23 protein-coding genes, 1 tRNA gene and 3 pseudogenes are annotated in these 22344 nt (G+C 67.4%); 17 read left to right on the top strand and 10 right to left on the bottom strand.

Annotation, left to right across the window (positions count from 1 at the left end; all coding sequences use genetic code 11):
* Window positions 1–7 precede the first annotated feature (7 nt).
* Both ACI7YT_RS10725 and ACI7YT_RS10720 read left to right on the top strand, forming a co-directional pair.
* Entirely contained in the window at window positions 8–907 is a 900-nt protein-coding gene (locus ACI7YT_RS10725) for an alpha/beta fold hydrolase (protein ID WP_406245519.1), read from the top strand.
* Window positions 853–1938, top strand: coding sequence for an Lrp/AsnC family transcriptional regulator (locus tag ACI7YT_RS10720; RefSeq protein WP_406245518.1), 1086 nt, complete (start codon window positions 853–855; stop codon window positions 1936–1938). Before ACI7YT_RS10725 ends, ACI7YT_RS10720 begins: the two co-directional genes overlap by 55 nt.
* An 18-nt stretch (window positions 1939–1956) precedes the next feature.
* Here the strand turns inward: ACI7YT_RS10720 and ACI7YT_RS10715 are convergent, their stop codons facing one another.
* Entirely contained in the window at window positions 1957–2487 is a 531-nt protein-coding gene (locus ACI7YT_RS10715; RefSeq protein WP_406245517.1) for a hypothetical protein, read from the bottom strand.
* Between the two features lie 77 nt (window positions 2488–2564).
* Between ACI7YT_RS10715 and ACI7YT_RS10710 the strand changes: the two genes are divergently transcribed.
* Genes ACI7YT_RS10710 through ACI7YT_RS10700 form a run of 3 tightly spaced genes read left to right on the top strand, consistent with a single transcriptional unit; the run spans window position 2565 to window position 4441 of the window.
* Window positions 2565–2924 carry an ArsR/SmtB family transcription factor gene (locus tag ACI7YT_RS10710; protein WP_406245516.1) on the top strand — a complete coding sequence of 120 codons (360 nt, stop codon included), beginning with the start codon at window positions 2565–2567 and terminating at the stop codon, window positions 2922–2924.
* A 1-nt stretch (window position 2925) separates the two neighbouring features.
* Complete coding sequence (locus ACI7YT_RS10705; RefSeq protein WP_406245515.1) at window positions 2926–3582, top strand: SRPBCC domain-containing protein; 657 nt, start codon at window positions 2926–2928, stop codon at window positions 3580–3582.
* A gap of 19 nt (window positions 3583–3601) precedes the next feature.
* Window positions 3602–4441 carry a transposase gene (locus ACI7YT_RS10700; RefSeq protein WP_406245514.1) on the top strand — a complete coding sequence of 280 codons (840 nt, stop codon included), beginning with the start codon at window positions 3602–3604 and terminating at the stop codon, window positions 4439–4441.
* A 43-nt stretch (window positions 4442–4484) separates the two neighbouring features.
* Here the strand turns inward: ACI7YT_RS10700 and ACI7YT_RS10695 are convergent.
* From ACI7YT_RS10695 to ACI7YT_RS10685, 3 genes and pseudogenes are all read right to left on the bottom strand, one after another.
* Window positions 4485–4655: pseudogene (locus ACI7YT_RS10695) on the bottom strand (LacI family DNA-binding transcriptional regulator); the annotation flags it as partial.
* Window positions 4656–4727: 72 nt separating this feature from the next.
* Window positions 4728–5231: pseudogene (locus ACI7YT_RS10690) on the bottom strand (CGNR zinc finger domain-containing protein); the annotation flags it as partial.
* A gap of 54 nt (window positions 5232–5285) precedes the next feature.
* A complete protein-coding gene (locus ACI7YT_RS10685) occupies window positions 5286–6146 on the bottom strand; it encodes a helix-turn-helix transcriptional regulator (RefSeq protein ID WP_406245513.1) in 861 nt (286 codons plus the stop codon).
* Window positions 6147–6263: 117 nt separating this feature from the next.
* Here ACI7YT_RS10685 and ACI7YT_RS10680 point away from each other — a divergent pair, with 117 nt between their 5' ends.
* From ACI7YT_RS10680 to ACI7YT_RS10670, 3 genes are all read left to right on the top strand, one after another.
* Entirely contained in the window at window positions 6264–7715 is a 1452-nt protein-coding gene (locus ACI7YT_RS10680; RefSeq protein WP_406245512.1) for an MFS transporter, read from the top strand.
* A gap of 69 nt (window positions 7716–7784) precedes the next feature.
* Window positions 7785–8477, top strand: coding sequence for a hypothetical protein (locus ACI7YT_RS10675; protein ID WP_406245511.1), 693 nt, complete (start codon window positions 7785–7787; stop codon window positions 8475–8477).
* Between the two features lie 48 nt (window positions 8478–8525).
* Window positions 8526–9041 carry a hypothetical protein gene (locus ACI7YT_RS10670; RefSeq protein WP_406245510.1) on the top strand — a complete coding sequence of 172 codons (516 nt, stop codon included), beginning with the start codon at window positions 8526–8528 and terminating at the stop codon, window positions 9039–9041.
* A gap of 165 nt (window positions 9042–9206) precedes the next feature.
* Here ACI7YT_RS10670 and ACI7YT_RS10665 read toward each other — a convergent pair.
* Window positions 9207–9632: pseudogene (locus ACI7YT_RS10665) on the bottom strand (transposase); the annotation flags it as partial.
* Between the two features lie 734 nt (window positions 9633–10366).
* On the opposite strand from ACI7YT_RS10665, the gene ACI7YT_RS10660 reads away from it, so the two are divergent.
* The 3 genes from ACI7YT_RS10660 to ACI7YT_RS10650 all read left to right on the top strand — a co-directional run bounded on the left by ACI7YT_RS10660 (window position 10367) and on the right by ACI7YT_RS10650 (window position 11535).
* Window positions 10367–10501 carry a hypothetical protein gene (locus ACI7YT_RS10660; protein WP_376105425.1) on the top strand — a complete coding sequence of 45 codons (135 nt, stop codon included), beginning with the start codon at window positions 10367–10369 and terminating at the stop codon, window positions 10499–10501.
* A 135-nt stretch (window positions 10502–10636) separates the two neighbouring features.
* Window positions 10637–10912 (top strand): hypothetical protein, encoded by a 276-nt coding sequence (locus ACI7YT_RS10655; RefSeq protein WP_406245509.1) that lies wholly within the window; start codon window positions 10637–10639, stop codon window positions 10910–10912.
* Window positions 10912–11535: a hypothetical protein gene (locus tag ACI7YT_RS10650; RefSeq protein ID WP_406245508.1), complete on the top strand. Its 624-nt coding sequence runs from the start codon at window positions 10912–10914 to the stop codon at window positions 11533–11535. Before ACI7YT_RS10655 ends, ACI7YT_RS10650 begins: the two co-directional genes overlap by 1 nt.
* A gap of 299 nt (window positions 11536–11834) precedes the next feature.
* Here ACI7YT_RS10650 and ACI7YT_RS10645 read toward each other — a convergent pair.
* Together ACI7YT_RS10645 and ACI7YT_RS10640 are read right to left on the bottom strand one after the other, a co-directional pair.
* Window positions 11835–11910, bottom strand: a tRNA-Ala gene (locus ACI7YT_RS10645).
* Window positions 11911–12007: 97 nt separating this feature from the next.
* Window positions 12008–12502 (bottom strand): hypothetical protein, encoded by a 495-nt coding sequence (locus ACI7YT_RS10640; RefSeq protein ID WP_406245507.1) that lies wholly within the window; start codon window positions 12500–12502, stop codon window positions 12008–12010.
* 86 nt (window positions 12503–12588) lie between these two features.
* On the opposite strand from ACI7YT_RS10640, the gene ACI7YT_RS10635 reads away from it, so the two are divergent.
* From ACI7YT_RS10635 to ACI7YT_RS10620, 4 genes are read left to right on the top strand one after another with little or no spacing between them, the layout of a single operon-like run.
* A complete protein-coding gene (locus ACI7YT_RS10635; protein WP_406245506.1) occupies window positions 12589–13656 on the top strand; it encodes an NAD(P)-binding domain-containing protein in 1068 nt (355 codons plus the stop codon).
* A gap of 54 nt (window positions 13657–13710) precedes the next feature.
* Window positions 13711–14502 (top strand): hypothetical protein, encoded by a 792-nt coding sequence (locus tag ACI7YT_RS10630; protein WP_406245505.1) that lies wholly within the window; start codon window positions 13711–13713, stop codon window positions 14500–14502.
* Window positions 14499–15026, top strand: a complete 528-nt coding sequence (locus ACI7YT_RS10625) for a hypothetical protein (RefSeq protein ID WP_406245504.1) — start codon at window positions 14499–14501, stop codon at window positions 15024–15026. The genes ACI7YT_RS10630 and ACI7YT_RS10625 overlap by 4 nt, the downstream gene beginning before the upstream one ends.
* A gap of 25 nt (window positions 15027–15051) precedes the next feature.
* Window positions 15052–15708 carry an SDR family oxidoreductase gene (locus ACI7YT_RS10620; RefSeq protein WP_406245503.1) on the top strand — a complete coding sequence of 219 codons (657 nt, stop codon included), beginning with the start codon at window positions 15052–15054 and terminating at the stop codon, window positions 15706–15708.
* Window positions 15709–15728: 20 nt separating this feature from the next.
* On the opposite strand, the gene ACI7YT_RS10615 is transcribed toward ACI7YT_RS10620, so the two are convergent.
* Genes ACI7YT_RS10615 through ACI7YT_RS10605 form a run of 3 tightly spaced genes read right to left on the bottom strand, consistent with a single transcriptional unit; the run spans window position 15729 to window position 18321 of the window.
* On the bottom strand, window positions 15729–16589 hold the full coding sequence (locus tag ACI7YT_RS10615) for a 3-methyladenine DNA glycosylase (RefSeq protein WP_406245502.1): 861 nt from the start codon (window positions 16587–16589) through the stop codon (window positions 15729–15731).
* Window positions 16589–17617: an App1 family protein gene (locus ACI7YT_RS10610; protein ID WP_406245501.1), complete on the bottom strand. Its 1029-nt coding sequence runs from the start codon at window positions 17615–17617 to the stop codon at window positions 16589–16591. Before ACI7YT_RS10610 ends, ACI7YT_RS10615 begins: the two co-directional genes overlap by 1 nt.
* 5 nt (window positions 17618–17622) lie before the next feature.
* On the bottom strand, window positions 17623–18321 hold the full coding sequence (locus ACI7YT_RS10605) for a DedA family protein (RefSeq protein WP_406245500.1): 699 nt from the start codon (window positions 18319–18321) through the stop codon (window positions 17623–17625).
* Between the two features lie 43 nt (window positions 18322–18364).
* On the opposite strand from ACI7YT_RS10605, the gene ACI7YT_RS10600 reads away from it, so the two are divergent.
* Window positions 18365–19687 (top strand): anthranilate synthase component I family protein, encoded by a 1323-nt coding sequence (locus ACI7YT_RS10600; protein ID WP_406245499.1) that lies wholly within the window; start codon window positions 18365–18367, stop codon window positions 19685–19687.
* Window positions 19688–19749: 62 nt separating this feature from the next.
* Window positions 19750–22320 (top strand): leucine--tRNA ligase, encoded by a 2571-nt coding sequence (gene leuS, locus ACI7YT_RS10595; protein ID WP_406245498.1) that lies wholly within the window; start codon window positions 19750–19752, stop codon window positions 22318–22320.
* Window positions 22321–22344 lie beyond the last annotated feature (24 nt).

Raw genomic sequence — 22344 nt, 5'->3', positions numbered from 1 at the left:
ACGCACCATGACACGCACGCCCTCCGTATCGCCGGAGTTCGCCGCAGCCACAGGCAGCCACCAATGGGTCGACATCAACGACAACCATCTCGCCGTGGAAGTACTGGGACCGGATGACGCGCCTGTCATCATCACGCACCACGGAGCGCCCGGACTCGGCTCTCGGGCAGAACCACGTGCCAGCTTCGGCCGGCTCGCCGACGAATACCGGGTCGTCGTCTTCGATGCGCGCGGAAGCGGGCAGAGCGAGGGCAAAGGCATCCTCAGCCATGAGCAGTGGGCAGCGGACATCGATGCCCTGCGCGAATGGATCGGTGCCGAGCAGATCGTGATGGCGGGCGGATCGTACGGCGGGTTCATGACGATGGAGTACGCACTCAGGTACCCGGATCGCGTTTCCGCCCTCGTTCTGAGAGACACGTCCGCAGACAACTCCAACGCGCACCTCGCACGGGAGAACGCGTTGGCGTCCGACCGCGTGACCATCGACATGGAGAAATTCGACCGGATCGATCTCGGCCGGGTCCGCGACGATGAGGATCTCAAGGACTGCTGGCGGGAGATCCTGCCGCTGTACGATTTCGTCTACGACCCTGAGGCCGTGGAGCGCAAAGTCGAGGCGACGCCGTACCGCTTCGAGGCGCACAATTACGCATTCTCGGTGAACCTTCCCGCCTACGATCTAAAACCACGCCTGGGGGAGATCGTGGCGCCGACACTCATCACGGTGGGCCGGACGGACTGGATCACCCCAGTATCGTGTAGCCAGGTCATCGCAGAGCTCGTTCCGAACTCCGAGCTCGTGGTGTTCGAGAAGTCCGGGCATTCGCCCCAGATCGAGGAGGCAGAGGCGTGGACGAAGACGGTGAGGGAGTTCCTGCACCGCGTGAGCCCGCCGATCCGATGAGCGGCATCCCGCTCGGACGCGAGGTCTCCGAGCTCGACCGGCGCATCGTGGTCGCCCTCCAGCAAGACGGCCGCGCCAGTTGGACATCGATTGCAGAATTCGCCGGTGCCTCCGTCTCGACGGTGACACGCAGAGGCCAGCAGCTCCTGGCAGAAGGGGTTGTGCGGGTCGGAATCGTGCCGACTCTCGGCAGTGAAGGCCATGTCGAGACGTTCTTCGTGCGCATCAACTGCACGCCAGGCTCCCAGCTCGCGGTTGCGGAGAAGCTCATCGTCTCGCCATACGTCCGCTTCGTCACGCTGGTCACCGGCAAGTTCGACATCTTCGCCGAGGTGGTCATCCCGGGCGATTCGGCGACGTACGCCCATGTGCTGACGGAGCTGCAGGCGATCCCCGGAGTTGAACGATGGCGCAGCGATCTCATGATGCACAACTACAAGGTGAGCTTCGACTGGGGGCGTCAGCTGTACGACGCTCACGCCGACGCGACCAGCGATCCGTCGGGGTACATGCCGCCGCCGAACACCTGTGAGCCGTCCCACTTCGATGAGGCGGATCGCGCGATCGTGCGCGAGCTGCGCGACAACGGCAGGGCTTCTTTTCTCTCGATCGGTGCGAAGCTCGACATGAACGAGAGCAGTGTGCGCCGTCGTTACGAGCGGATGAAGAACGCCGGCTGTCTCACGACGGTCACCATGGTCCCGGCATCCGCGCTGGGAATGAGCGCCGAGACGCTGCTCATGCTGCGCGTGGAGCCATCTCGAATCGCTTCTGTGGCGCAGACGCTCGCCCAGCACGTGTCTGTGAGGTTCCTTGCGGCTGCCCTGGATGAGAACTCGCTGTACTGCGAGATCATCCTGCCCAGCACGGAATCTCTGCACGACTTCATGACCGGCACCATCGCACATCTGAAAGGCGTCCGTGGGTGGAACGCGTCGATGGAACTGGTGTTCATGAAGCGCGGGTTCATCGAGACGCCCTGGTGGCGTGCTCAAGTCGCTGCAGGAGTCCCGCTCGCGGCCAAGCGCTGAGCGGCGACGGTCTGTGCGTCAGTGCACGAGAGCCTTGAGGATCACGAAGACGATGCCGAAACAGGCGGTCCCGACGGCGCCCGCGATCCGCACGGTCAGCGAACTCCCGCGGCGGAGGAAGGCGATGTATCCGAGCAGCGCGAGGATGACGGTTCCCGACCACAATGCGAGATCGTTCGCGAGGTCGTCGGGGATCACCCGCGTCGTTCCGGCGAGCAGGATCGCACCGGGGACGGCTGCCGAACTCAGCATCCCGAAGGAGTGCCCGAGCGACCTCCGCAGAGCCGTGCCGACGTCGATCACCTGTCCTGTCGCGTCCTCGTCGCCGACGCGGGCGACCGTTCCGGCGTAGACGTGCGCCGACCAGAACACCAGCACGGTGATGCCGACCGTGATGAGAACAACGGCTGAGGTCTCGCCGTGTGCGGAGGAGACCGCGATCAGCCCGCTCATGAGGATGGTGCCGTAGACGGCCGCTTCGGTTCCGAAACCCGGCCGGAGAACGCGGTGGAGCCGGAGGAGGCTGTGATCGGGATCAGGGCTCGGCATGTCGCCAGTTTAGAGCGGGTGCTGTCCGACCCAAGATAAGTATTGACTTATATAAGGCGCGATGCAATCATTGTCACATGCACGCGCTCGATGTTCTCGGCGATCCGGTTCGCCGGCGCATCCTCGAACTGCTCGCAGTCGGCGAGGAATCCGCGGGTGAGCTCGGCTCGGTGATCACGGCCGAGTTCGGCATCAGCCAGCCCGCTGTCTCGCAGCACCTGCGTGTGCTGCGCGAGAACGGGTTCGCCACGGCGCGGCCGGTCGGCGCCCGACGTCTGTACGCCGTCGACCCCGCTGGCGTCGAAGCCGCCAGCGCCTGGCTGTCGCCGTTCGAGCGCTTCTGGCGCGGGCCGTTGGCCGCGCTCGACACCGAACTCGCGCGTGGACGCAGTCAACGGCGTCGCGCCGGTCAGATCGGCGAACGAAGCGAGGAGTGACATGGTCGACATTCAGAAGCAGCTCGATGCCGTCGAGCGGGAGTTGCGCACCGAAGACGTCGAGGGCGGGCCGTCGTACGTCCAGAGCATCAGCCAGGACTATCCGTCCGGCATCCAGGAGGTGTGGGATGCCGTGACGAGCGCCGATCGCATCGCGCGCTGGTTCCTGCCCGTCTCGGGCGTTCTGCGGCTGGGCGGTCGCTATCAGCTCCAGGGCAACGCCGGGGGAGAGATCCTCGCGTGCGCTCCGCCCGTCGACGGCCGCGCGCAGTACCGGGCGACCTGGGAGTATGGCGGCGGACTCACCTGGCTCACCGTCTCTTTGAACGAGGTGGATGCCGGCACGACCCGCCTGCGCCTCGAGCACGCGGCGCACACCGCCGATGTCCCGGCCGAGATGTGGGACGTGTTCGGACCTGGCGCGACCGGCGTCGGCTGGGATCAGGGGCTGCTCGGCCTGGCGCTGCACCTCGGCGCGGTCGTGGGCGCGATCGATCCGACGGAGGCGGAAGCCTGGCAGTTGTCCGACGAGGGCAGGGCGTTCTCGCGGGCGGCAGCCGACGGGTGGGCGAAAGCGCACGTCGCTTCCGGTGCGGATCCGGCCGTCGCCGCACAGGCCGCTGATGCGACCTACGGTTTCTACACCCGTCAGCAGTAGTCGAGAGCAGAATGGGCAGATGACCGAGACGCTGGAGGACATCGCGGCCGAACTGCACGCCGTTGCGCTGGAGGACTTCGTCTCGGCGCGGAACGAACGCGCCAAGGCGGTCGCCGACAGCGATCTCGCTGCCGGTGTGAAGGCGCTGCGCAAGCCCCTCGCGCCGGCGTGGGTGGTCAACCTGTTCGCGCGCGAGCGCCCCGACCAGCTCGCGCAGGCGCTGGAGCTGGGGGAGTCGCTGCGTGAGGCGCAGGAGGATCTGGACGCGAAGACGCTGACTGCGCTGACGCGCCAGCGCCGCACGCTGGTGAAGGAACTCGCTCGCGCTGCGACCGACCTCGCCGAGCATGCCGGTGCGCACGTGACGACGCAGACCACCGAGGCGGTCGAGCAGACGCTCAACGCCGCGATGCTGGATGCCGGAGCCGCCGACGCCGTGGCATCCGGTCGTCTTGTCCGCCCGCTGGAGCCGTCCGGCGGCGACGCGATCGATGTGTCGGATGCCGTGGCCGGCGCGGTCCCGCCGCGACCGGTTCGCGAGACGCCGCCCGACGAGCTCAAGCAGCGCCGCGCGCGCAAGGAGGCCGAGGTGGCCGTGCGTTCGGCCGAACAGCAGGCGGAGCGAGCCGAGCGACGCCTGCGCGACAGCGAGCGCGACCACGAGGCCGCGTCGGCCAGGCTGGACGAGCTGCGCAAGAGGGAAGCGGAACTCGCGGCCGAGCTCGAACGGGTCCACACGGGCATCGAGGAGGCGGGAGAGACTGTTGCGGGCGCCCGAGAAGCGCGCGCTGCGGCGGAAAGCGATGCGCGTGCTGCACGTGATGCGTTGGAGGATGCTCGGGCGCGCGTCCCGAGCTGATCGGTGAGAGGGCGATCTGTCCTCAGTGATCGTCAGGAGTGCGTCCGCGCCGCCCGGTCCGCAGCTCGCGTGCCGCGAGATTGGGCCGGTAGCCCAATTCCTCGATCGCGGCCTCGACCCGTTCCCGCGTCGCGGGGGACACCTGGACGGTGCCGGTCACGACGTTGGACACGGTCTTCATGGAGACGCCGGCGATGGCGGCGACGTCCAGCATCCGAGGCGCGCGTCCCGTGGACGCGATCACATCCGCAGCCGCTTCCTCTGGTGAGTTCCGTCGGCGCATCTTGACGTAGTTGCCGCAGCCCGCCATCGTGCACCAGCGACCCGACTGGTTGCGCGACGCATCCCAGTAGGCCCATCTGCAGGTGTCCCGTGAGCATGCCTTCACGCGGTTCCAGTTCCTGTCCGTGCTGAGCGTGTGGACGGCTGTCATGACGGGATGGAGGAAGAACTCGCCCTCGGTCGTGATGGTCGCGTCGCCGTGCTCACCGAAGCGAAGATGCATCGGGAACTCCGCGAGCAGCGCGTTCAACTCGTCGATCGCGCCCGCTCGCGGCTCGTGTCCGGCGTGCGTCAGGAGCACCTCGCGCAGTCCCTCGCGGAAACGACGCGCCAAGATCAGGTCATCGTGCGTGAGACCGGTCGGCGCGACACCGGTCCGTGATTCGACCCAGTCCGCGAGCGCGCCAGGGGACACCCAGGTCTCCTCGTCGGTCTGCCATTCGACCGTGTTCACGTAATCGATGAGCAGTTGCGCCGCGTGTGGCGTCGTCCCGGTATCGACGAACATGACACCATCGAAACCTTTTTGCCGGTGTCGCGCAAGGCATGCGTGCCGGATGACTCACGACGCGAGCAGGCGCAGGGATGCGTAGGACGCCGTATGGGCGGCGGCGGTGTAGGTGAGGATGCGCTGACCGTTGGCTTCGGGCAGGTGAAGCACCTCGTAGTCCACTTGGAGCGACCCGACCTCGGGGTGGCGGAGACGCTTCGAACCGCTGGTGCAGAGTCTGACGTCGTGCCCGGCCCAGAATGCGGCGAACTCGGGGCTATTCAGGCTCAGCTCGCCGACGAGTTCGGCGAGTCTCCGGTCATCGGCGAACTGTGCGGCCACGTACCGCAGGGAGGAGACCGCCAGCGCCGCTTCCTCCTGCCAGTCGACGTACAGATCTCGGTTGTGCTCGTCAAGGAACAGCAGCTTCAACTGGTTGGGACGTTCGTCGATGCGACTCGGCGCGTCACCGTCGAGGTGGCCGGCCAGCAATCGGTGGCCGGCGCGGTTCCAGGCGAGGATGTCGTTGAACCGGCCGAGCAGGACCGCCGGCACGTCGCCCATCGCGTGCAGCAGCTGCTCCGCGCCGGGCTTCGCGACCTCCGGCAGCGATGCCTGCGGACGTCGAACGGGGGCGGGATGCGCGAGCGCGTACAGGTGCGCCCGCTCGTCGGCGTCGAGCTGCAGAGCGCGAGTGAGCGCGTCGATGATCGAATCCGAGGCGTTCTGCGACTGCCCCTGTTCCAGCCGGGTCAGATACGTCACCGACACGCCGGCGAGCTGAGCGAGCTCTTCGCGGCGAAGACCCGGGACGCGGCGGCGGCCGTAACTGCTCACACCCGCTTCATCAGGCGTGATGCGATCTCGCCGCGAACGCAGGAATTCACCGAGTTCTGTGACGGGAGCCTCGGCGTCGAGCGGCTGTGAAGACATGTCAGTCATTGTGCCGCACCCGACACCGGCGAGCCTGGCCCTGTCGGGGGTAGGCAAGCGCAGACCATGCAATCCGAGGTTCTGGCTACCCGGGGCGCGCCCGACGAATCTGGAGCCATGAGCAGAACACAGATCGCCTCACCATCACGCACGGTTGCGAATAGCATCGAGTCGGAGCGCTTCACAGCGGCGCAGAAGGTCGCCATGGCCGTCCTGCTGACGGCCAACTTCACTCTCGCCGTCGACTTCTCGATCCTGAACGTGGCGTTGCCGCATATCGGCGATGAACTCGGATTCGCCACGTCCGCCTTGCAGTGGATCGTGACGGCGTTCACCCTGACTGCGGCGGGATTCACACTGTTCTTCGGTCGGGTCGCCGACCTCTTCGGACGGAAGCGGCTCTTCTTGATCGGCATCGTCCTCCTCGGCATCTCGTCCCTGGCCGGCGGCCTCGCCGCGGAACCGGGTGTGCTTATCGCCGCTCGGGTCGGACAGGGCATCGCGACGGCGATGGTTACCCCGGCCGCGCTGTCGCTCATGACGACGATGTTCCCCGAAGGGCCGGCGCGTTCGCGGGCGCTCGGCCTGAACGGAGCGCTGATGGCGGCAGGCTTCACGGCCGGAGCCGTGCTCGGCGGGCTGCTGACCGGCGCTGTGTCGTGGCGGTGGGCGTTCTTCATCAACGTGATCGTCGCGGCCGTGGTCATCGTCGTCGCGCCGTTCGTCCTCCGCGAGCCGATCCGCGGCGCACGACCGAAGCTCGACGTGCCCGGCGCCATCACGATCACCGTGGCGCTCGTCGCACTCGTGTTCGGCATCGACAACGCCGGACATCATGGGTGGGCGCAGGCCGCTACCTGGGGCCCGATCCTGGCCTCGTTCGCGCTGTTCGGCATCTTCTTCATGATCGAGTCGTGGGCGAGTGAGCCGTTGGTAGCTCCGAGCCTGCTCAAGCGGCGCAGCATCGCCTGGGGCAACACGGCCGGGCTGCTGGCGTTCGGGACCTTCACCTCCCTGGTGTTCCTGCTGACGCTCTACCTGCAGCAGGTTCTCGGCTACTCGGCGATCGCCGCGGGGCTCGCGCTCGGCGTACTCGGCATCGGCACGGTGCTCGGAGGCCTCATCGCGCCGAAGATCATCGAACGCACCAGTGCCAAGACGGCGATCGTGGCAGGACTCGTGACGCAGGCTCTCGCGACCGTGCCGCTCGCATTCATCGGGGAAACTCGCGCGTGGCTCGTGCCGGTGCTGGCGCTCACCTTCGTCGGCGGCGTCGCGAATCTCGTGGCGATCGTCGGCTACGTCGTCGCTTCGACCGCCGGAGTCCCTGCCGAGCAGCAGGGGCTCGCGACCGGACTCGTCACGATGAGCCAGCAGGTCGGCATCGCGCTCGGCACGCCGGTCATGTCCGCCCTGGCCACGGGACTGGCCGCGGCCATGTTGTTGCCGGGCCTGCAGTTCGCCATCGCAGTCAACGCAGTGATCGCGTTCGCTGCGGCGATCCTGATCGCGGCGTTCCTGGTCCTGCCGAACTCGCGAACGGCACCTCTGCCGGAGGGGAAGGACTGATCTGCACCCGCGGAGTCGGCCCGGAAGGTGGTGCTTGCCGTGCGCCGCTCGCGGCGTCACGATGGACGGATGGAGTTCGCCGGAGTACTGCCCCACGACGCACCGGACCCTCGGCTCACGAGGGCCGAGCTGCTCGCGCAGATGCCGATCCCAGTGGTCGAACTCATAGCGCAACCGCACCTGGAAACCGAAGACTTCGGCATCGGGCGTACCACCGATGCCCTGGGTGTCAGGGCGATGGTGGCCAGTATGGGCTCGATCGTGTGGCGCAAGCCTGACGACAGATCGGATCCGGTGAACTTCGCCGAGCTCGATGACGCCACCCGCGAAGCGTTGGATGAGGTGCCGCCGTGGCCCCGTCCAGCATGGCTGCTGGAGCAGGTCGAGCGCATGCGGTACCCCCATCTCTGGGAAGCTGTGCGCACCACCTGGCGACGCGATGATTCAGAGCCGATCAGCCTGGCCGCGCAACTGGTCGATCATCTGCGCCACATCGTGATGAACCAGTATCGCGAGCGGGCAGGGATCGCAGCCGGGGACTGGGATTCGCCGGCCCTTGCCGACGAGCGTTCCGTGCGTCTCGGGGCCCCGGCGCACGTTGACGGCATCGAGGTCATGGGCGCTGAGATCGACACCGACCCGTTCGTCTACGCGATCGGAGCAGAGTTGCCAGGCGGAGTATTCACTGCGGTGCTTCCACGCGAGCATTTGGATCTCATCGACCTGCGGTTCGCGACGAGCTCGTCCAGCACGACGCGCTGACGACTCCGCACATCGCTCAGGATCGGCAGAACCCGATACGTTTCTGTCATGACCCAGCCGCCCGTCAACCCGCCACCGGGTTGGTATGACAACAGCCGTGGACAACGCCAGTGGTGGGATGGGATCGCTTGGGGGTCGCTTGCGGCCGCCACCCCGCAGCCTGCGGCACAGGTCAGCCGCACGGCCCGAAACGTGGCGGTCGCTGTCGCCGTGGTCGCGACGGTGATCGTGCTGTCACTGCTCTACGCAGGGCGTCTGCTCTGGCTGTCTGTCGGCGCGACCGAAGGCGACATCCCGCCGGCGTCCGCGGTCCCGCTGCCGGCTGGTTCTGAGATCCTCGGCGAGACCAGCGACTGTGCGAGCGGCGGGTGCTGGACCAATGTGACGATCCGTCCGCCGGAAGGGCAGTCCGCGGAGGCGCTCGCTGAAGAGCTGGGTGCGACGCCGCAGCTGGAGATTCCGGGTGATTTCTGGGATCCGCGTTCGGTCTGGGTGTCGGCACGTCCGACAGGGTCCGTTCTCGTCCTCATCCTCGACTACTACTCGGAGGAGTGGGTGCCGTAGGCCGGCGGTTCGACCGCACTGCGCTCATGACCGCATCCCCGGGAGTCGCCCCGGAAACGAAGAAATCCCGCGATCTCTCGCGGGATTGTCTGGTGGGCCTCCTGCGCGCGTTCTCCAAACAATCGCGACCAGCCATCTCGCCCGCGCAACTTCTGGCAAAGGGGCTCATCGCATTCCAGAGTGTAGGTGGGGTCTGAATCCTCCGGACTCGAGGAGCGATCTGGCGACGTAGTTCGTGAGGTTGCGGAAGCCGAGAGCGGAGCCCCGGAGGTGTTCGAGCCTCCCGTTGATCGCCTCGGTCGGTCCGTTGCTGGTGCCGGGCCAGTCGAAGAACGCGAGGATGTCAGCAGCCCGCTTCTTCAGGGTCCGGCCGAGCTTGCGCAGCTCGATCAGGCTGGCCGGGACGCCGGTGGTGACGGAGTCGATCACCGCCTGCATGGCCTGCTTCCCGAGCATCTTGTCGGACTCGCGATAGGCGATGATCATGCGCTGATAGATGCCCCGGGTCGCTTCGACGGCGACGTGATCGTCGACCGCGAACAGTGCTTCGAGTCTCGCGGTTTGCTTGTCGGTGAGGAGCGCGGTGCCGGTGCTGGGATTGACGACGGGCCGCGGGGAGTGCGGGCTCCTGGCTCGGTTCGTACTTCCCGTGTTCCAGGTAATAGCGGCCACCGCTCGTGACGGCAGCCGTCCATGAGCCGCCGTGTCCGCGTACTTTGACGAGCCCGCGTCGCTCAAGCACCCGAGCGGTGATGCGATGCTCGAAGCCTTCGTCATAGAGACCTTCGGCTGGCCTTCGGCAACCCACCTAAGTACCGCGAGCTGAGCTTCGTTGAGTGGCTTGTACACGCGATCCAGTCTTCCGGCGGGCGCCCTCGGCGTCGAGACCGTGCACTACTGGATGTCGATCTGTAGAAGTTATCCACAGATCAGTGGTCGCTCTGAGCGGTCTGCTTGTCCATAGATTGGGGATAAGAATCACACCGATGTAGTTCGGAAGTGCCCCAAAGTGCGTCAAAGTACTCCAAAACGGCACAGAATGCTTCGGATGGCCCGAAACGTACCCAGGTGGGCAACTGACGCTGTCCACAGGTTCGCGGGGGCTTAGACGGGCTTACAGCTCGGCGGTGTCGGCGAGCGCTAGTAGGATGAGTCACGAAAGCAACAGCCCCGATCTGACCATTGGAGCCAAGCTCTCATTGGACAGGCCGGGGCCGCGTTGTCTGTGGAAGGACTACTCGACTCTAGACGCTCCTATAGCTCTGCGCGACCTCTTCTCGGGGTCGGGCGGCCTGTCCTTCCTCACAAGCAGGAAGGAGCGCACCATGGCGAAATCTTCGTCACGGTCGTCCGGAAAGCCCTCGAAGGGCCAGCTGAGCAAGGCGGGTCGCGTCCTCGCGACCGACTCGTCGGGCAAGGCGGCCAAGTCGAAGGCCGGATCGACGCTAGGCAAGGGCTGAGATGAGAGGAGGGCCGGTGGCATCGTCGCCGGCCCTCCTTGTCAGCTCTTCATCGCCGAGAACGTGTCGGGGCTTCCGGAGTGGTTCGCGCTTCCCTGCTCCAGCATCCCGAGCGGGATGAGGAAGCAGTACAGCATGACGAACGTCAGTTTCGAATTCAACGAAGAAGGAATGCGCCGCGTCGCGGAAGAAGCCGTCAGGGACATGGCAGCGCAGCAGACCCAGGATCTGGAGCGGCTGCGAAAGCAGTACGCCGGCCAGCCGGTGGAGGTGATCCGCCCCGCACTGCAGCAATTGTTTGCTGGCTACGGCGGCAGCATCACCGAGCCCGACCTGTCGGACTGGGCTCAAATGCTCCATGACGGGACGCGTATCGAAATGACGCCTGAGCCGATCGACTGGAGCCGTTGATGGTCGGCGAGGTCGATCCCGAGTACTTGAATCACCAGTTCCTCTACGTGCCGTGGACGGACGGCATCGACACCATCGCCGCGGGCAAGGCGCTGGGTCTGTATGTCGCGCGGCACTTCAAGGTGCGGCCGACGATTGTCTGTCCGCTGAAGTCGAATGCCAGTTACCACGGCGAGTTCACGAAGCTCAATGTCGTCACCGAGCGCTCGGGCTTCGTGGGCGAGAACGGCGTTGTGATCGCCTGGTGCCCGAGCCGGAAGGTGATGCAGAAGGTCTACGACCGGAAGAACTTCGTCGTCTTGGTCGAGTGGCCGAGCGAGCGCTTCGAGGCCTGGGCGAAGTTGGTCGGCGCCTACAACGTGGTGACGCGTGAGGTTATGGATGCCGGCCTTAACGAGGCAGCACAGAAAGCGCTCGCGGGTGTCGTCTGGGAGGGCTACAACGGCTGGCACGACGAAACCGCTCGTATCCTCACGCTTGCCCGGCTCCGCGAGCTGGACGAGGCAGGCGGATACGACCGGGACATCGTGCTCCAGTACGCGGCGATGGAACGAAGCCTGACCAGTATCGAGCGGCTGGAGAAGATTCTGAATCAGTTCGAAGCGTCGCGGGTGGCTGCGTAGCCTCGCAGTGCGTTTGTGCCGTGTCTGCTCACAGATCCGCGCGCACTATGAGAACGCCAGCGACACAATGCGCCGTCGGCTCAATCAAGCCATATTCAAGCGCATCCGAGTCATCGACCAGTCCGAACTGTCTGAGCCCGCACGGGCACTTCTGGACGCCCAAGCGGTGTGGCAGGACTCGATCCTGAACGTCGCGCCAATGCAGAGCCCGCGTCCGCCGACCGGCGATATCAGCACGCCGGACAACGAGGAAGCCGCTTACTCCATGAACAATGTCAATGGTTGGAGTAAGCGGCTTTTGGTGGACCTGAGGGGACTCGAACCCCTGACCCCCTGCATGCCATGCAGGTGCGCTACCAGCTGCGCCACAGGCCCATCTGCTGCTCCGTACCGGCCGGGGCAACTCGAAAAGAATACAACAGGATCGGCATCCGGCGCGAATCCGCGCGCGATCTCGGGAGTGTTCCGCACGTCACAGCGTCATCGGGCTGATGTCCACATCGATGGTGGCGAAGGGGAACGGCGAGAAGACGGAGTAGCTCGTACCGGGGTCGGGCAGGGGTGTCAGCGCGAACCACACGTAGGAGATGATGATGCCCGCCGCTGCCACGATCGCCAGGACGGCGGCGGTCCGGTCGATCATGCGGATCGCGTCGGTTTCGTCGGCGGCGGTGCGGATGATGCGACCGATGACCCAGATCACGGCGATGGCCACCAGGACAGGCATGAGCCCGTTGGGCCGGAGCGTCAGCGACGAGCACATCGGCTGGTCGAGGGTCGGCTGGCCCGCGGCATCCAGATACCCGCCATCGGCGTCGATGCCACCAGGGCATCCGCCCTTGCTCCCGCCGATGAGGAACCAGCTCCCGATCGCCGACAGGATGCCGACGATGATGAGCCGGCGCAGGCGCATCAGGATCTCGGCTCCGGGCAGCAGTGTGGTCGGCTCCATCGCGGTGTTCGTCATGTCGGTCCCTCCGTCCTGACCATCCTGGCATGCAGCGCTCGATCGATCGAGGAACATCCGCACCATCCGCGACGTTCACATCAAGCGTGGACATCTTCGACAGCATCGTGATCGGCGCCGGCCAAGCCGGGCTGTCGACCTCGTACCACCTGCAGCGGCTCGGCATCCGGCACCTCGTGCTGGATGCCGACAGCGCGCCAGGGGGAGCATGGCAGCACCGGTGGGATGCCCTGACGATGCGCGATGTCCATGGGGTCGCCGAGCTGCCGGGGGCGCTGCCTCCACCCCGCGATGAGCAGCGCGCCAACCGGGCGGTGCCGGCCTCCTTCGCCGCCTACGAACGCGAGCACGACCTGCCGATCGAGCGTCCGGTCGCCGTCGACCGGGTCACGGATGACGACGGCATCCTCGTCGTCCACGCCGGCGACCGCGAATGGCGGACCCGTACGATCGTGAACGCGACGGGAACCTGGAGGCATCCGTTCCTGCCGCACTACCCGGGTATGGAGACCTTCCTCGGTGAACAGCTGCACACGATCGACTATCCGGGTCCTGAGCACTTCCGAGGCAAGCGCGTCCTCATCGTCGGCGGGGGAGCGTCGGCCGTGCAGTTCCTCGGCGCACTGGCGCCGATCACCGACACGCTCTGGGTGACGCGTCGCGAACCGATCTGGCGCACCGATGATTTCACACCGGAGGCGGGCGCGGCCGCCGTCGCGCTCGTCGAGCAGCGCGTCGCGCAGGGGCTGCCTCCGCAGAGCGTCGTGAGCGTCACCGGTCTCATGCTGCGCCCGCAGGAGCGGGAGGCCGAGCGGCTGGGCGCCTACGCCGCACGGCGCCCGATGTTCTCCCGCATCGAGCCCGATGGCGTGCGCTGGGCCGATGGCTCGTTCGAGCGCGTGGATGCCATCCTCTGGGCGACCGGATTCCGACCGGCCATCTCGCACCTCGCCCCGTTGCATCTGCGCAGCGCCGCCGGGGGCATCCAACTGGATCGAGGTGGCCGCGGCACGACGGCGGTCGCGGACCCGCGCATCCAGCTGGTCGGCTACGGCCCGTCGGCGAGCACGATCGGGGCCAACCGTGCGGGAAGGACGGCCGCCAAGGGCGTCCAGCGCGCGCTGGCCGCGACCGACGCCAGCGTCGCCGTGTAGGGAGAACGATCCGCGATTGTGATCGGTAGGGACCGGTCCCGCTAGCCTGGATCCGTGTTTCGGATCATCGTTCTCATCGTGTGGGTCCTGCTCTCGGCCTGGCTTCTGATCTGGGTCGGCGAGGGCCTGTTCGGTGTCGATCAGAGCACGTCGATCCTCCCCTTCTACAGCGGCGACGGGTTGACGGCGCCCATCATGATCGGCGTCGCGTGGGGGATCATCCTCACCTTCGGCGGGCTCGCGCCCGGTGCCGGGCGCCGGTCGAAGCCGCGCGGCGAGACGGCGATCGGGGTGGGGCGGATCGTCGAGACCTCCCGCACGGGCCTGACCATCAACGACGTCCCGCAGTACGACATCTACCTGCGCATCGCGCCGGCCGACGGCGGCGAATTCATCAGTCGGATGCGGATGCTCGTGCCGCACTCGGATCTGCTCGCGATGCAGCCCGGTTCACCGCTGCCCGTCCGCTACAGCGCCACGGACCACGACACGGTCGACCTGGCGGACATCAACGACCCGCTGGTGCGCGAGGCGATGCTGGACTGGCGGGTCGCCCGCGGCCTGATCGACCCGCGCCAGGTTCGCGCGCGGCGGCACGGCCTGCAGGCACCGGCATCGGTCCTGTCCGTCCGCCCGACCGGAACACGGCGCGAGGGGCAGAGCGAATTGGCCGTCCGGTTGCTGATCACGCCGGAAGGGCAGTCCGGCTGGGAGGCCGACACCACGGTCTTCGTCTACCCGGAGGCGATCTCGCGCCTCCAGGTCGGATCGCCCGTCTGGGCTCGCTACCTGCGCGAGGATCCGCACACCGTCGCCCTCACGATTGAGCAGGAGGCCGGCCGATGAACATCATGGACACGATCGTCTGGCTGGCGAACTTCCCCGTGACGCACGGATACGCGATGGTCTTCATCGCCGGGTTCTCCTTCATGGGGCTGTTCGCGCAGTCCTTCCGCAAGATCGGCAGCCGCTCGCAGCTGTCCGTGATCCGCGACCGCGAAGGGCTCCCGGAGCCCGATTCCGCCGGCGCAGGACGCACCGTCTTCGCTCATCTGCAACGACTCTTCTTCCGGGTCCTGACCGCGGTGATGGCGGTCAGCATCGTACTGGCGATCCTCGGACTCATCGGGGTTCCGGTCACGTCGTCGTACATCCACGACAACGGGCAGCCGGCCGTCGCCACGTTGGACGGCGACTGGGTGACCTTCACCACGGCGACCGGTGAGACCTACACGCTGCCGCACGACTTCTTCACTCCGTCTGCGTACCCGGATCGCGACGCCTGGATCCCGGGGCCGGACGTGGTCGTGCGCTACCTGCCCTCGCATCCGCAGGCCTATGTGATCGACACCTCGCAGCTGGCAGACTGAATTCCTACCGAGCCACGGAGGAAACATGTCGCGCATCATCGTGTTCGGCGGCCACGGTCGCATCGCTCTTCTGCTCGCTCCGCTGCTGGTCGCCCGGGGCGACGAGGTCACCGCGGTGATACGGAATCCGGCGCACGCCGATGAGGTCGCCGCGACGGGGGCGACACCGGTCGTCGCCGACATCGAGAACGAGGATGCCGGTGCCGTCGCCGAGCTCGTCTCTGGCCACGACGCGATCGTCTGGTCGGCTGGAGCCGGCGGCGGCGACGCACGACGGACGTACGCCGTCGACAGGGACGCGGCCATCCGGACCATGGATGCCGCGGAGGGCACGGGCGTCCGTCGTTACGTGATGGTCTCGTGGACAGGCTCCAGGGCGGAACACGGCGTCGACCAGGAGAACAGCTTCTTCGCATATGCGGACGCGAAATGGCAGGCGGACGCGCACCTCGCCGGCACCGGTCTGGACTGGACGATCCTGGGCCCCGGAACGCTCACGTTCGACGAGCCGACGGGACGGATCCAGCTCGACGAGTCGGGCCGTGCCGGCGTCGCCAGGGCGGATGTCGCCGCGGTCATCGCGCAGACGCTCGTCGAGCCGGCGACGATCGGCCGGACGATCCGCTTCGGCAACGGCATCGACGGCTCGCCCGAGCCGATCGAGGAGGCGCTGCGCGACTGAGAACGCGCCCGGCGCGCAGGTCAGGCGGCTGTGCCCAGCCAGGATTCCAGGATGCGCTCCCGCAGCGCGTTGCCTCGTTCGGCGAAGCCGCGCTGACGACGCACGTACTCGGATTTGCCTTCCGCCGTCTCGATCGGAACAGGCACGACACCCCAGTCGGCGAGGTCGTACGGGGCGGCCTGCATGTCGAGCTCCCGGATGTCCCGCGCGAGTTCGAAGCAGTCCAGCAGAAGCTCACCGGCCACGAGAGGGCCGAGCTTCATCGCCCACTTGTACACATCCATGCCGGCATGCAGGCAACCCGGCTGCTCGAGCGCGGGCTGAATCTCGCGCGTGAGCGGCGAGCGATTGCGCGGCACGGCCTCGGGGGTGAAGAACCGGAACGCGTCGAAGTGCGTGCACCGCAGATCGTGCGTCTCGACCACGGCATCCGTCCTGGCCTGTCCGAGCCGCAGCGGCACGGGATGCCGGTGCTCCTGCTCGCGGTAGACCATCGCCCATTCGTGCAGCCCGAAGCATCCGAACTGCCCAGGTCGCGCGGCGGTGCGCCGCAGCATCCGTTCGACGAGCGCCGCGAGCTCTGTCTTGTCCGCGGCGAACGCCGCCGCATCCGGGCGAGCCGAATCGACGGACGGCCCGGGGGAGTACCACCGCCACGTCAGCCGCTCCGGTGCGTCTTCGAGGACGACGCCCGCCCCGGGGTGCCACCGCCGCAATTGCGCCGGCTTGTAGCTGTAGTACGTGAACAGGAAATCCTGCACCGGGTGCTTCTCTCCCCGCGCCGCGCGCTCGCGATGATCAGCGGTGAGCGCGTCGGCCCGTTCCCCGTGCGCCTCCTCGCGTGCGCGCCACTCGGCCGAGCTGAGCGCCGCGATGCCCATCAGCGCAGGATCCCCGCATCGCTGAGGCGCTCGCGCAGCCCTGCGCCGTCCGAGGCGGTGACCCATGGCGCGGCATCCCCGGAGTGATCATCGGACGGGGCTCGGCCGCCGGCCAACATGGCCTCGGTCGTGGAGAGCTGGCGGATCGCGACTCCGGCGACGGACTCCGGATGCTCGTCCTGGAACGCGGTGTAGATGGACTCGTCGTGCTGTCCGTCATCCCCGATCAGCAGCCAGCGCACGTTCGGGAACTCGGCCGCCAGCCGACGCAGGTTGGTCAGCTTGTGGTCGCGGCCGCTGCGGAACCAGCGGTCGTGCGTCGGACCCCAGTCCGTGAGCAGCATGGATCCCGCAGGGAAGAGATGACGGGTGAGGAAGCGACTGAGGGTCGGCGCGATGTTCCACGCGCCGGTGGACAGATAGATCATCGGGCACCCTGGATGCTGACGCATGATCTGCTCCAGCAGCACGGCCATCCCCGGCACCGGGAGCCTCGCATGCTCGTCGACGACGAACGAGTTCCACGCCGCCACGAAAGGGCGGGGGAGCGCCGTGACCATGACGGTGTCGTCCACGTCGCACACGACGCCGAAGTCGACGTTCTCGTCGACGATGAAGACGGTGCCCTCGACGGAGGGCTGGCCCTCCACGGACATCTCGATGGACTGCCAGCCTGGTTCGAGGTCCGCCTTGATGACGGTGTCGACGACGCCACCGCGATCGGCGGGGACGACCTGTGTCCTGCCGCCGATCGTGACCTCGACGTTCGCGAACCCGACCGGGATCCCGACGAAGCTGCGCCAGCCACGGATGCTCGCGTATTCGCCGTTCTCATCCTGGCGCTGCGGCGGCACGATCAGTACGCGGCCGACCACGCGGACCCAGCCGGCACCGCCGTAACCGGGGAACGGCAGGATCGTCGCCGTGCGTCCGCGCCTGCGGGCACGACCCTCGCGCCACACGTGGAGACGGTGCTCCAGACGGGCGAACCAGTGGATCCTGGCCGGAGGGGCGGGCTGATCGGGCATCCTGATCAGTCTTTCATGCCCGGGCCGGTGCCCTCGCTCCCGTTCGCAGAAATCTGCTCGTCCGGGTGCTCGTGCATGTGCCGGCTCTCCCAGGCGCTGAGGGCCTTCTTGCCGAGCAGAAGCACCACCAGGAAAACGACGATCACCCCGACGAAGATGTACCCCGCGAAATGCACCTGATCCACGAGCTCACGGAAGCTGCCTGCCGCCAGCGACGTGACGCTCACGTAGGCGGCCGCCCAGAGGACGCACGCCGGCGCCGTCCACGCCAGGAATCGGCGGTACGAGTAGCCGCTCATGCCGACGGTCAACGGCACGAGCGAGTGGAGCACCGGCAGGAAGCGCGACAGGAAGATCGCGAGACCGCCGCGCCGCCGCAGGTAGATCTCGGCGCGCGTCCAGTGCGCCTCGCCGATGCGCCGGCCGAGCCAGGAGTGCCGGATGTGCGGCCCGAGCCACCGGCCGAGGGCGAATCCGATGCTCTCGCCGATCAGCGCGCCGATGACCACGGCGACGCCCAGCGCGAGCCCCTCGGCGGGGCTGGCGACCCCCATCGCGGCGATGATCACGATCGTGTCGCCCGGGACGATGAGTCCGATGAGGATGCTCGTCTCCAACAGCACCGCGACGCCGGCGATCAGCGTGCGTGCGATCGGGTCGACCGACTGCACGGCATCGAGCAGCCACAGCAGGAAGTCGTCCACGCTGACGAGGATACGCCGCGCCGCGCGGTCGTACGCTGGGAGCGTGCCGCACATCTCCGCCCTCCGCGCCAGAGCGCTTTCGGTGACCGCCGCGCCGGAGCAGCTGTTCCTGAGCGAGCAGGTCGAGCAGGAGTCCGTGTTCTGGCTGGACGCCGGTTCCGCAGCGTGCGACGGCTGGAGCATCGTCGGGTCCGGCGAGGTGGAGTCGGATGCCGAGGCGCCCGGCGCCGTCCGTATCGACGACGTGCCGCCCCGCGACCGTGCGCGTCCGCCGTTCGCCGGCGGCTGGGTCGGCTGGAACGACTACGAGTCTGGTGCCGCGGCGGCCGGTGCACCTGTCGCCGACCACGATCGCGCGAGCGGTGCGTGGCTGCGGGTGCACCGCGCCGTCGCGTTCGACCACGCCTCCGGAGTGCTCTGGGCGCTTGCCCCCGAAGACGAACTCGATGCCTGGGCGCTCGAGGTCGCCGGGCGGTGCGCTGCGGCATCCGAACCCGCCGCCGCGGCGGACGTGGTGCCGTCGGTCGCGCGCGGCAGGCACGCACCCGGCGAGTACGCGGCGCTCATCGAACGCTGCCGTGGGGCGATCCGCGCCGGCGAGGCGTATCAGCTGTGCCTCACGACGCGATTCGACGTGCCGGGCGCGCACGATCCCGTCCAGACGTACCTGCGGCTACGGCACGCGACGCCGGCGCACCACGGCGGATTCATCCGGATCGGCGGACGCGCACTGCTCAGCGCCAGCCCGGAGCAGTTCCTGTTCACCGACCACGGCCGCATCGTCACGCGTCCGATCAAGGGAACGCGGCCGCGCTCCTCTGACCCCATCGAGGATGCCGCCCTCGCCGTCGCGCTCGTCGAGAGCGTCAAGGAGCGGGCCGAGAACGTCATGATCGTCGACCTCATGCGCAACGACCTGTCGCAGGTCTGCACTCCGGGATCGATCCGCGTCGACGGTCTGTGGGAGGTGGAGAGCTACCCGGCCGTGCACCAGCTCGTGAGCACGGTGAGCGGGGCGCCTGCGCGATCGACGAGCGTCGCCGATCTGTTCGCCGCGGCCTTCCCCGCTGGGAGCATGACCGGAGCCCCGAAGCTGTCGGCGATGACGATCCTGCACCGTCTGGAGCAGGGACCGCGGGGTGTGTACAGCGGATGCTTCGGATACATCGGCCTCGACGGCGCGATCGATCTGGCGATGGTGATCCGCAGCATCCTGATCGACGAGCGGGGCGCCCACGTCGGGGCCGGTGGTGGCATCACCTGGGGCTCCGTGGCGGATGCCGAGGTCGCCGAAGTGGCGATCAAGGCGAGGGCTCCGCTGGCGGCCCTCGGTGCGCAGCTGCCGGACGCCTGGCTCTCGGAATGATCCGATAACCTGGAACTTCGCGATTTCCGCGTTCCCCTGCTTTCCAGATTGGCCGTTCGCTCTTGTCCGAGAACACGTTTGAAGAAGCATCCGCTCTGCCGTCGCCGCACGCCCTGCAGGTGAAATGGCAGAAGTACTGGGCCGAGAACGAGACGTTCCTCGCGGGCGGATCCGATGACACACGACCGCGCAAGTATGTGCTGGCGATGTTCCCGTACCCCTCGGGGGACCTGCACATGGGGCATGCCGAGAACTACCTCTACTCCGACATCGTCGCGCGCTTCTGGCGTCACCGCGGTCACAACGTTCTGAACCCGATCGGGTGGGACTCGTTCGGACTGCCCGCCGAGAACGCCGCGATCCGCCGCGGTGCCGACCCTCGCGAGTGGACGTACAAGAACATCGCGCAGCAGAAGGCCGGCTTCGAGCAGTACGGCGTCTCCTTCGACTGGACGCGCGTGCTGCACACCTCCGACCCGGATTACTACCGCTGGAACCAGTGGCTGTTCCTGAAGCTGCACGAGCGCGGGCTCGCGTACCGCAAGAAGAGCCCGGTGAACTGGTGCCCGAACGACCAGACCGTGCTGGCGAACGAGCAGGTCGTCGACGGGCGCTGCGAGCGGTGCGGTGCCGAGGTCGTGAAGAAGAAGCTCACGCAGTGGTACTTCAAGATCACCGACTACGCCGACCGTCTGCTGGACGACCTGAACCAGCTCGAGGGGTTCTGGCCGCACAAGGTGCTGCAGATGCAGCGCAATTGGATCGGACGCTCGGTCGGCGCCGACATCGACTTCCTGATCGAAGGGCGCGACGAGCCGGTGACGGTCTTCTCGACGCGTCCTGACACCCTGCACGGTGCGACGTTCTTCGTGGTCGCCCCGGACTCCGATCTGGCCTCCGAGCTGGCCGCCGGTGCACCGGAGGACGTGCGCGCGCGCTTCGCGGAGTACCTGGCCGACGTGCAGAAGACCACGGACATCGACCGCCAGGCGACCGATCGCCCGAAGACCGGTGTCTTCCTGGAGCGCTACGCGGTCAACCCCGTCAACGGCGAGAAGCTGCCGATCTGGGCCGCCGACTACGTGCTGGCCGACTACGGTCACGGTGCCGTCATGGCCGTCCCCGCGCACGACCAGCGCGATCTCGACTTCGCGCGCGCCTTCGACCTGCCGGTCAAGGTCGTCGTCGACACGACGGCTCCTGTCACGGGGGCGATGCCGGTGATCGAGGTCGACGAGGACGGCGTTCCGATCGACACCCTGCCCAGCCTCGACGACCAGCACCCGTCCGTCACCGGCACCGCGCTGACGGGCGAAGGCCGCCTGATCAACTCCGGCGAGCTGAACGGGATGTCCAAGCGCACCGCGATCGCGCGCACGATCGAGAAGCTCGAGGCGGCAGGAACCGGACGCGCGGCGAAGAACTACCGCCTGCGCGACTGGCTGATCTCGCGCCAGCGCTACTGGGGCACGCCCATTCCCATGCTGCACGCCGAGGACGGCCGGATCATCCCGGTGCCCGAGGAGCAGCTGCCGGTGAAGCTGCCCAGCATCGAGGGCCTCGACCTGTCGCCCAAGGGCGCTTCGCCGCTGGGCGCTGCCGAGAGCTGGGTGCGCACGACCGATCCCGCCACTGGAGATCCCGTGCTGCGCGATCCGGACACGATGGATACGTTCGTCGACAGCTCGTGGTACTTCCTGCGGTTCCTGTCGCCCGGCAACGAGCAGGTCGCGTTCGAGCCCGCGCAGGCCGACCGCTGGGCCCCTGTCGCCAGCTACATCGGCGGCGTCGAGCACGCGATCCTGCACCTGCTGTACGCGCGGTTCATCACCAAGGTCCTCTTCGACATGGGCCTGATCGACTTCACCGAGCCGTTCTCCAGCCTGATCAACCAGGGCATGGTGATTCTGGACGGCGCGAAGATGTCGAAGTCCAAGGGCAACCTCGTGCTGTTCCAGGAGGAGCTCGACGCGCACGGCGCCGACGCACTGCGCGTCGGACTCGCGTTCGCCGGGCCAGTGGAGGACGACAAGGACTGGGCCGATGTGTCCACGACCGGAGCGCAGAAGTTCCTCGCCCGCGCGCTGCGCGCCGCGCACGATGTCGCCAGTCCTGTCGACGTCATCTTCGCCGGTGGTGACGCCGCTCTGCGCCGCGGCACCCACCGCCTGCTGGCCGATGCCCCTGCGCTGGTCGAGCAGACGAAGTTCAACGTTCTCGTCGCACGTCTGATGGAGCTGGTGAACCTCACCCGCAAGACCATCGACACCGGCGCCGGCGCCGCGGACCCGGCCGTGCGCGAGGCTGTGGAGACCATCGCCGTCATGCTCGATCTCATCGCCCCGCACACCGCGGAGGAGATGTGGGAGGTGCTCGGTCACGAGCCGTCCGTCGGTCTCGTCCAGTGGCGCTCCGCCGACCCCTCGCTGCTCGTGGAGGACTCCATCACCGCTGTCGTCCAGGTGGGCGGCAAGGTCCGCGCTCAGCTCGAGGTGTCGGCCAAGATCGGTGCCGAGGAGCTCGAGAAGCTCGCTCGCGCCGATGAGCGTGTGATCCGCGCGATCGGTGACAAGGAGATCGTGAAGGTCGTCGTCCGCGCCCCGAAGATCGTGAGCATCGTCGTCAAGGGCTGACCTGGCTGCGGGCTGAGCCCACTC

The sequence above is a fragment of the Microbacterium sp. M genome, assembly GCF_045181065.1.
Classification (GTDB): Bacteria; Actinomycetota; Actinomycetes; order Actinomycetales; family Microbacteriaceae; genus Microbacterium.
Note: the sequence above shows the minus strand (reverse complement) of the source record. Positions and strands in the feature narration are given on the sequence as shown.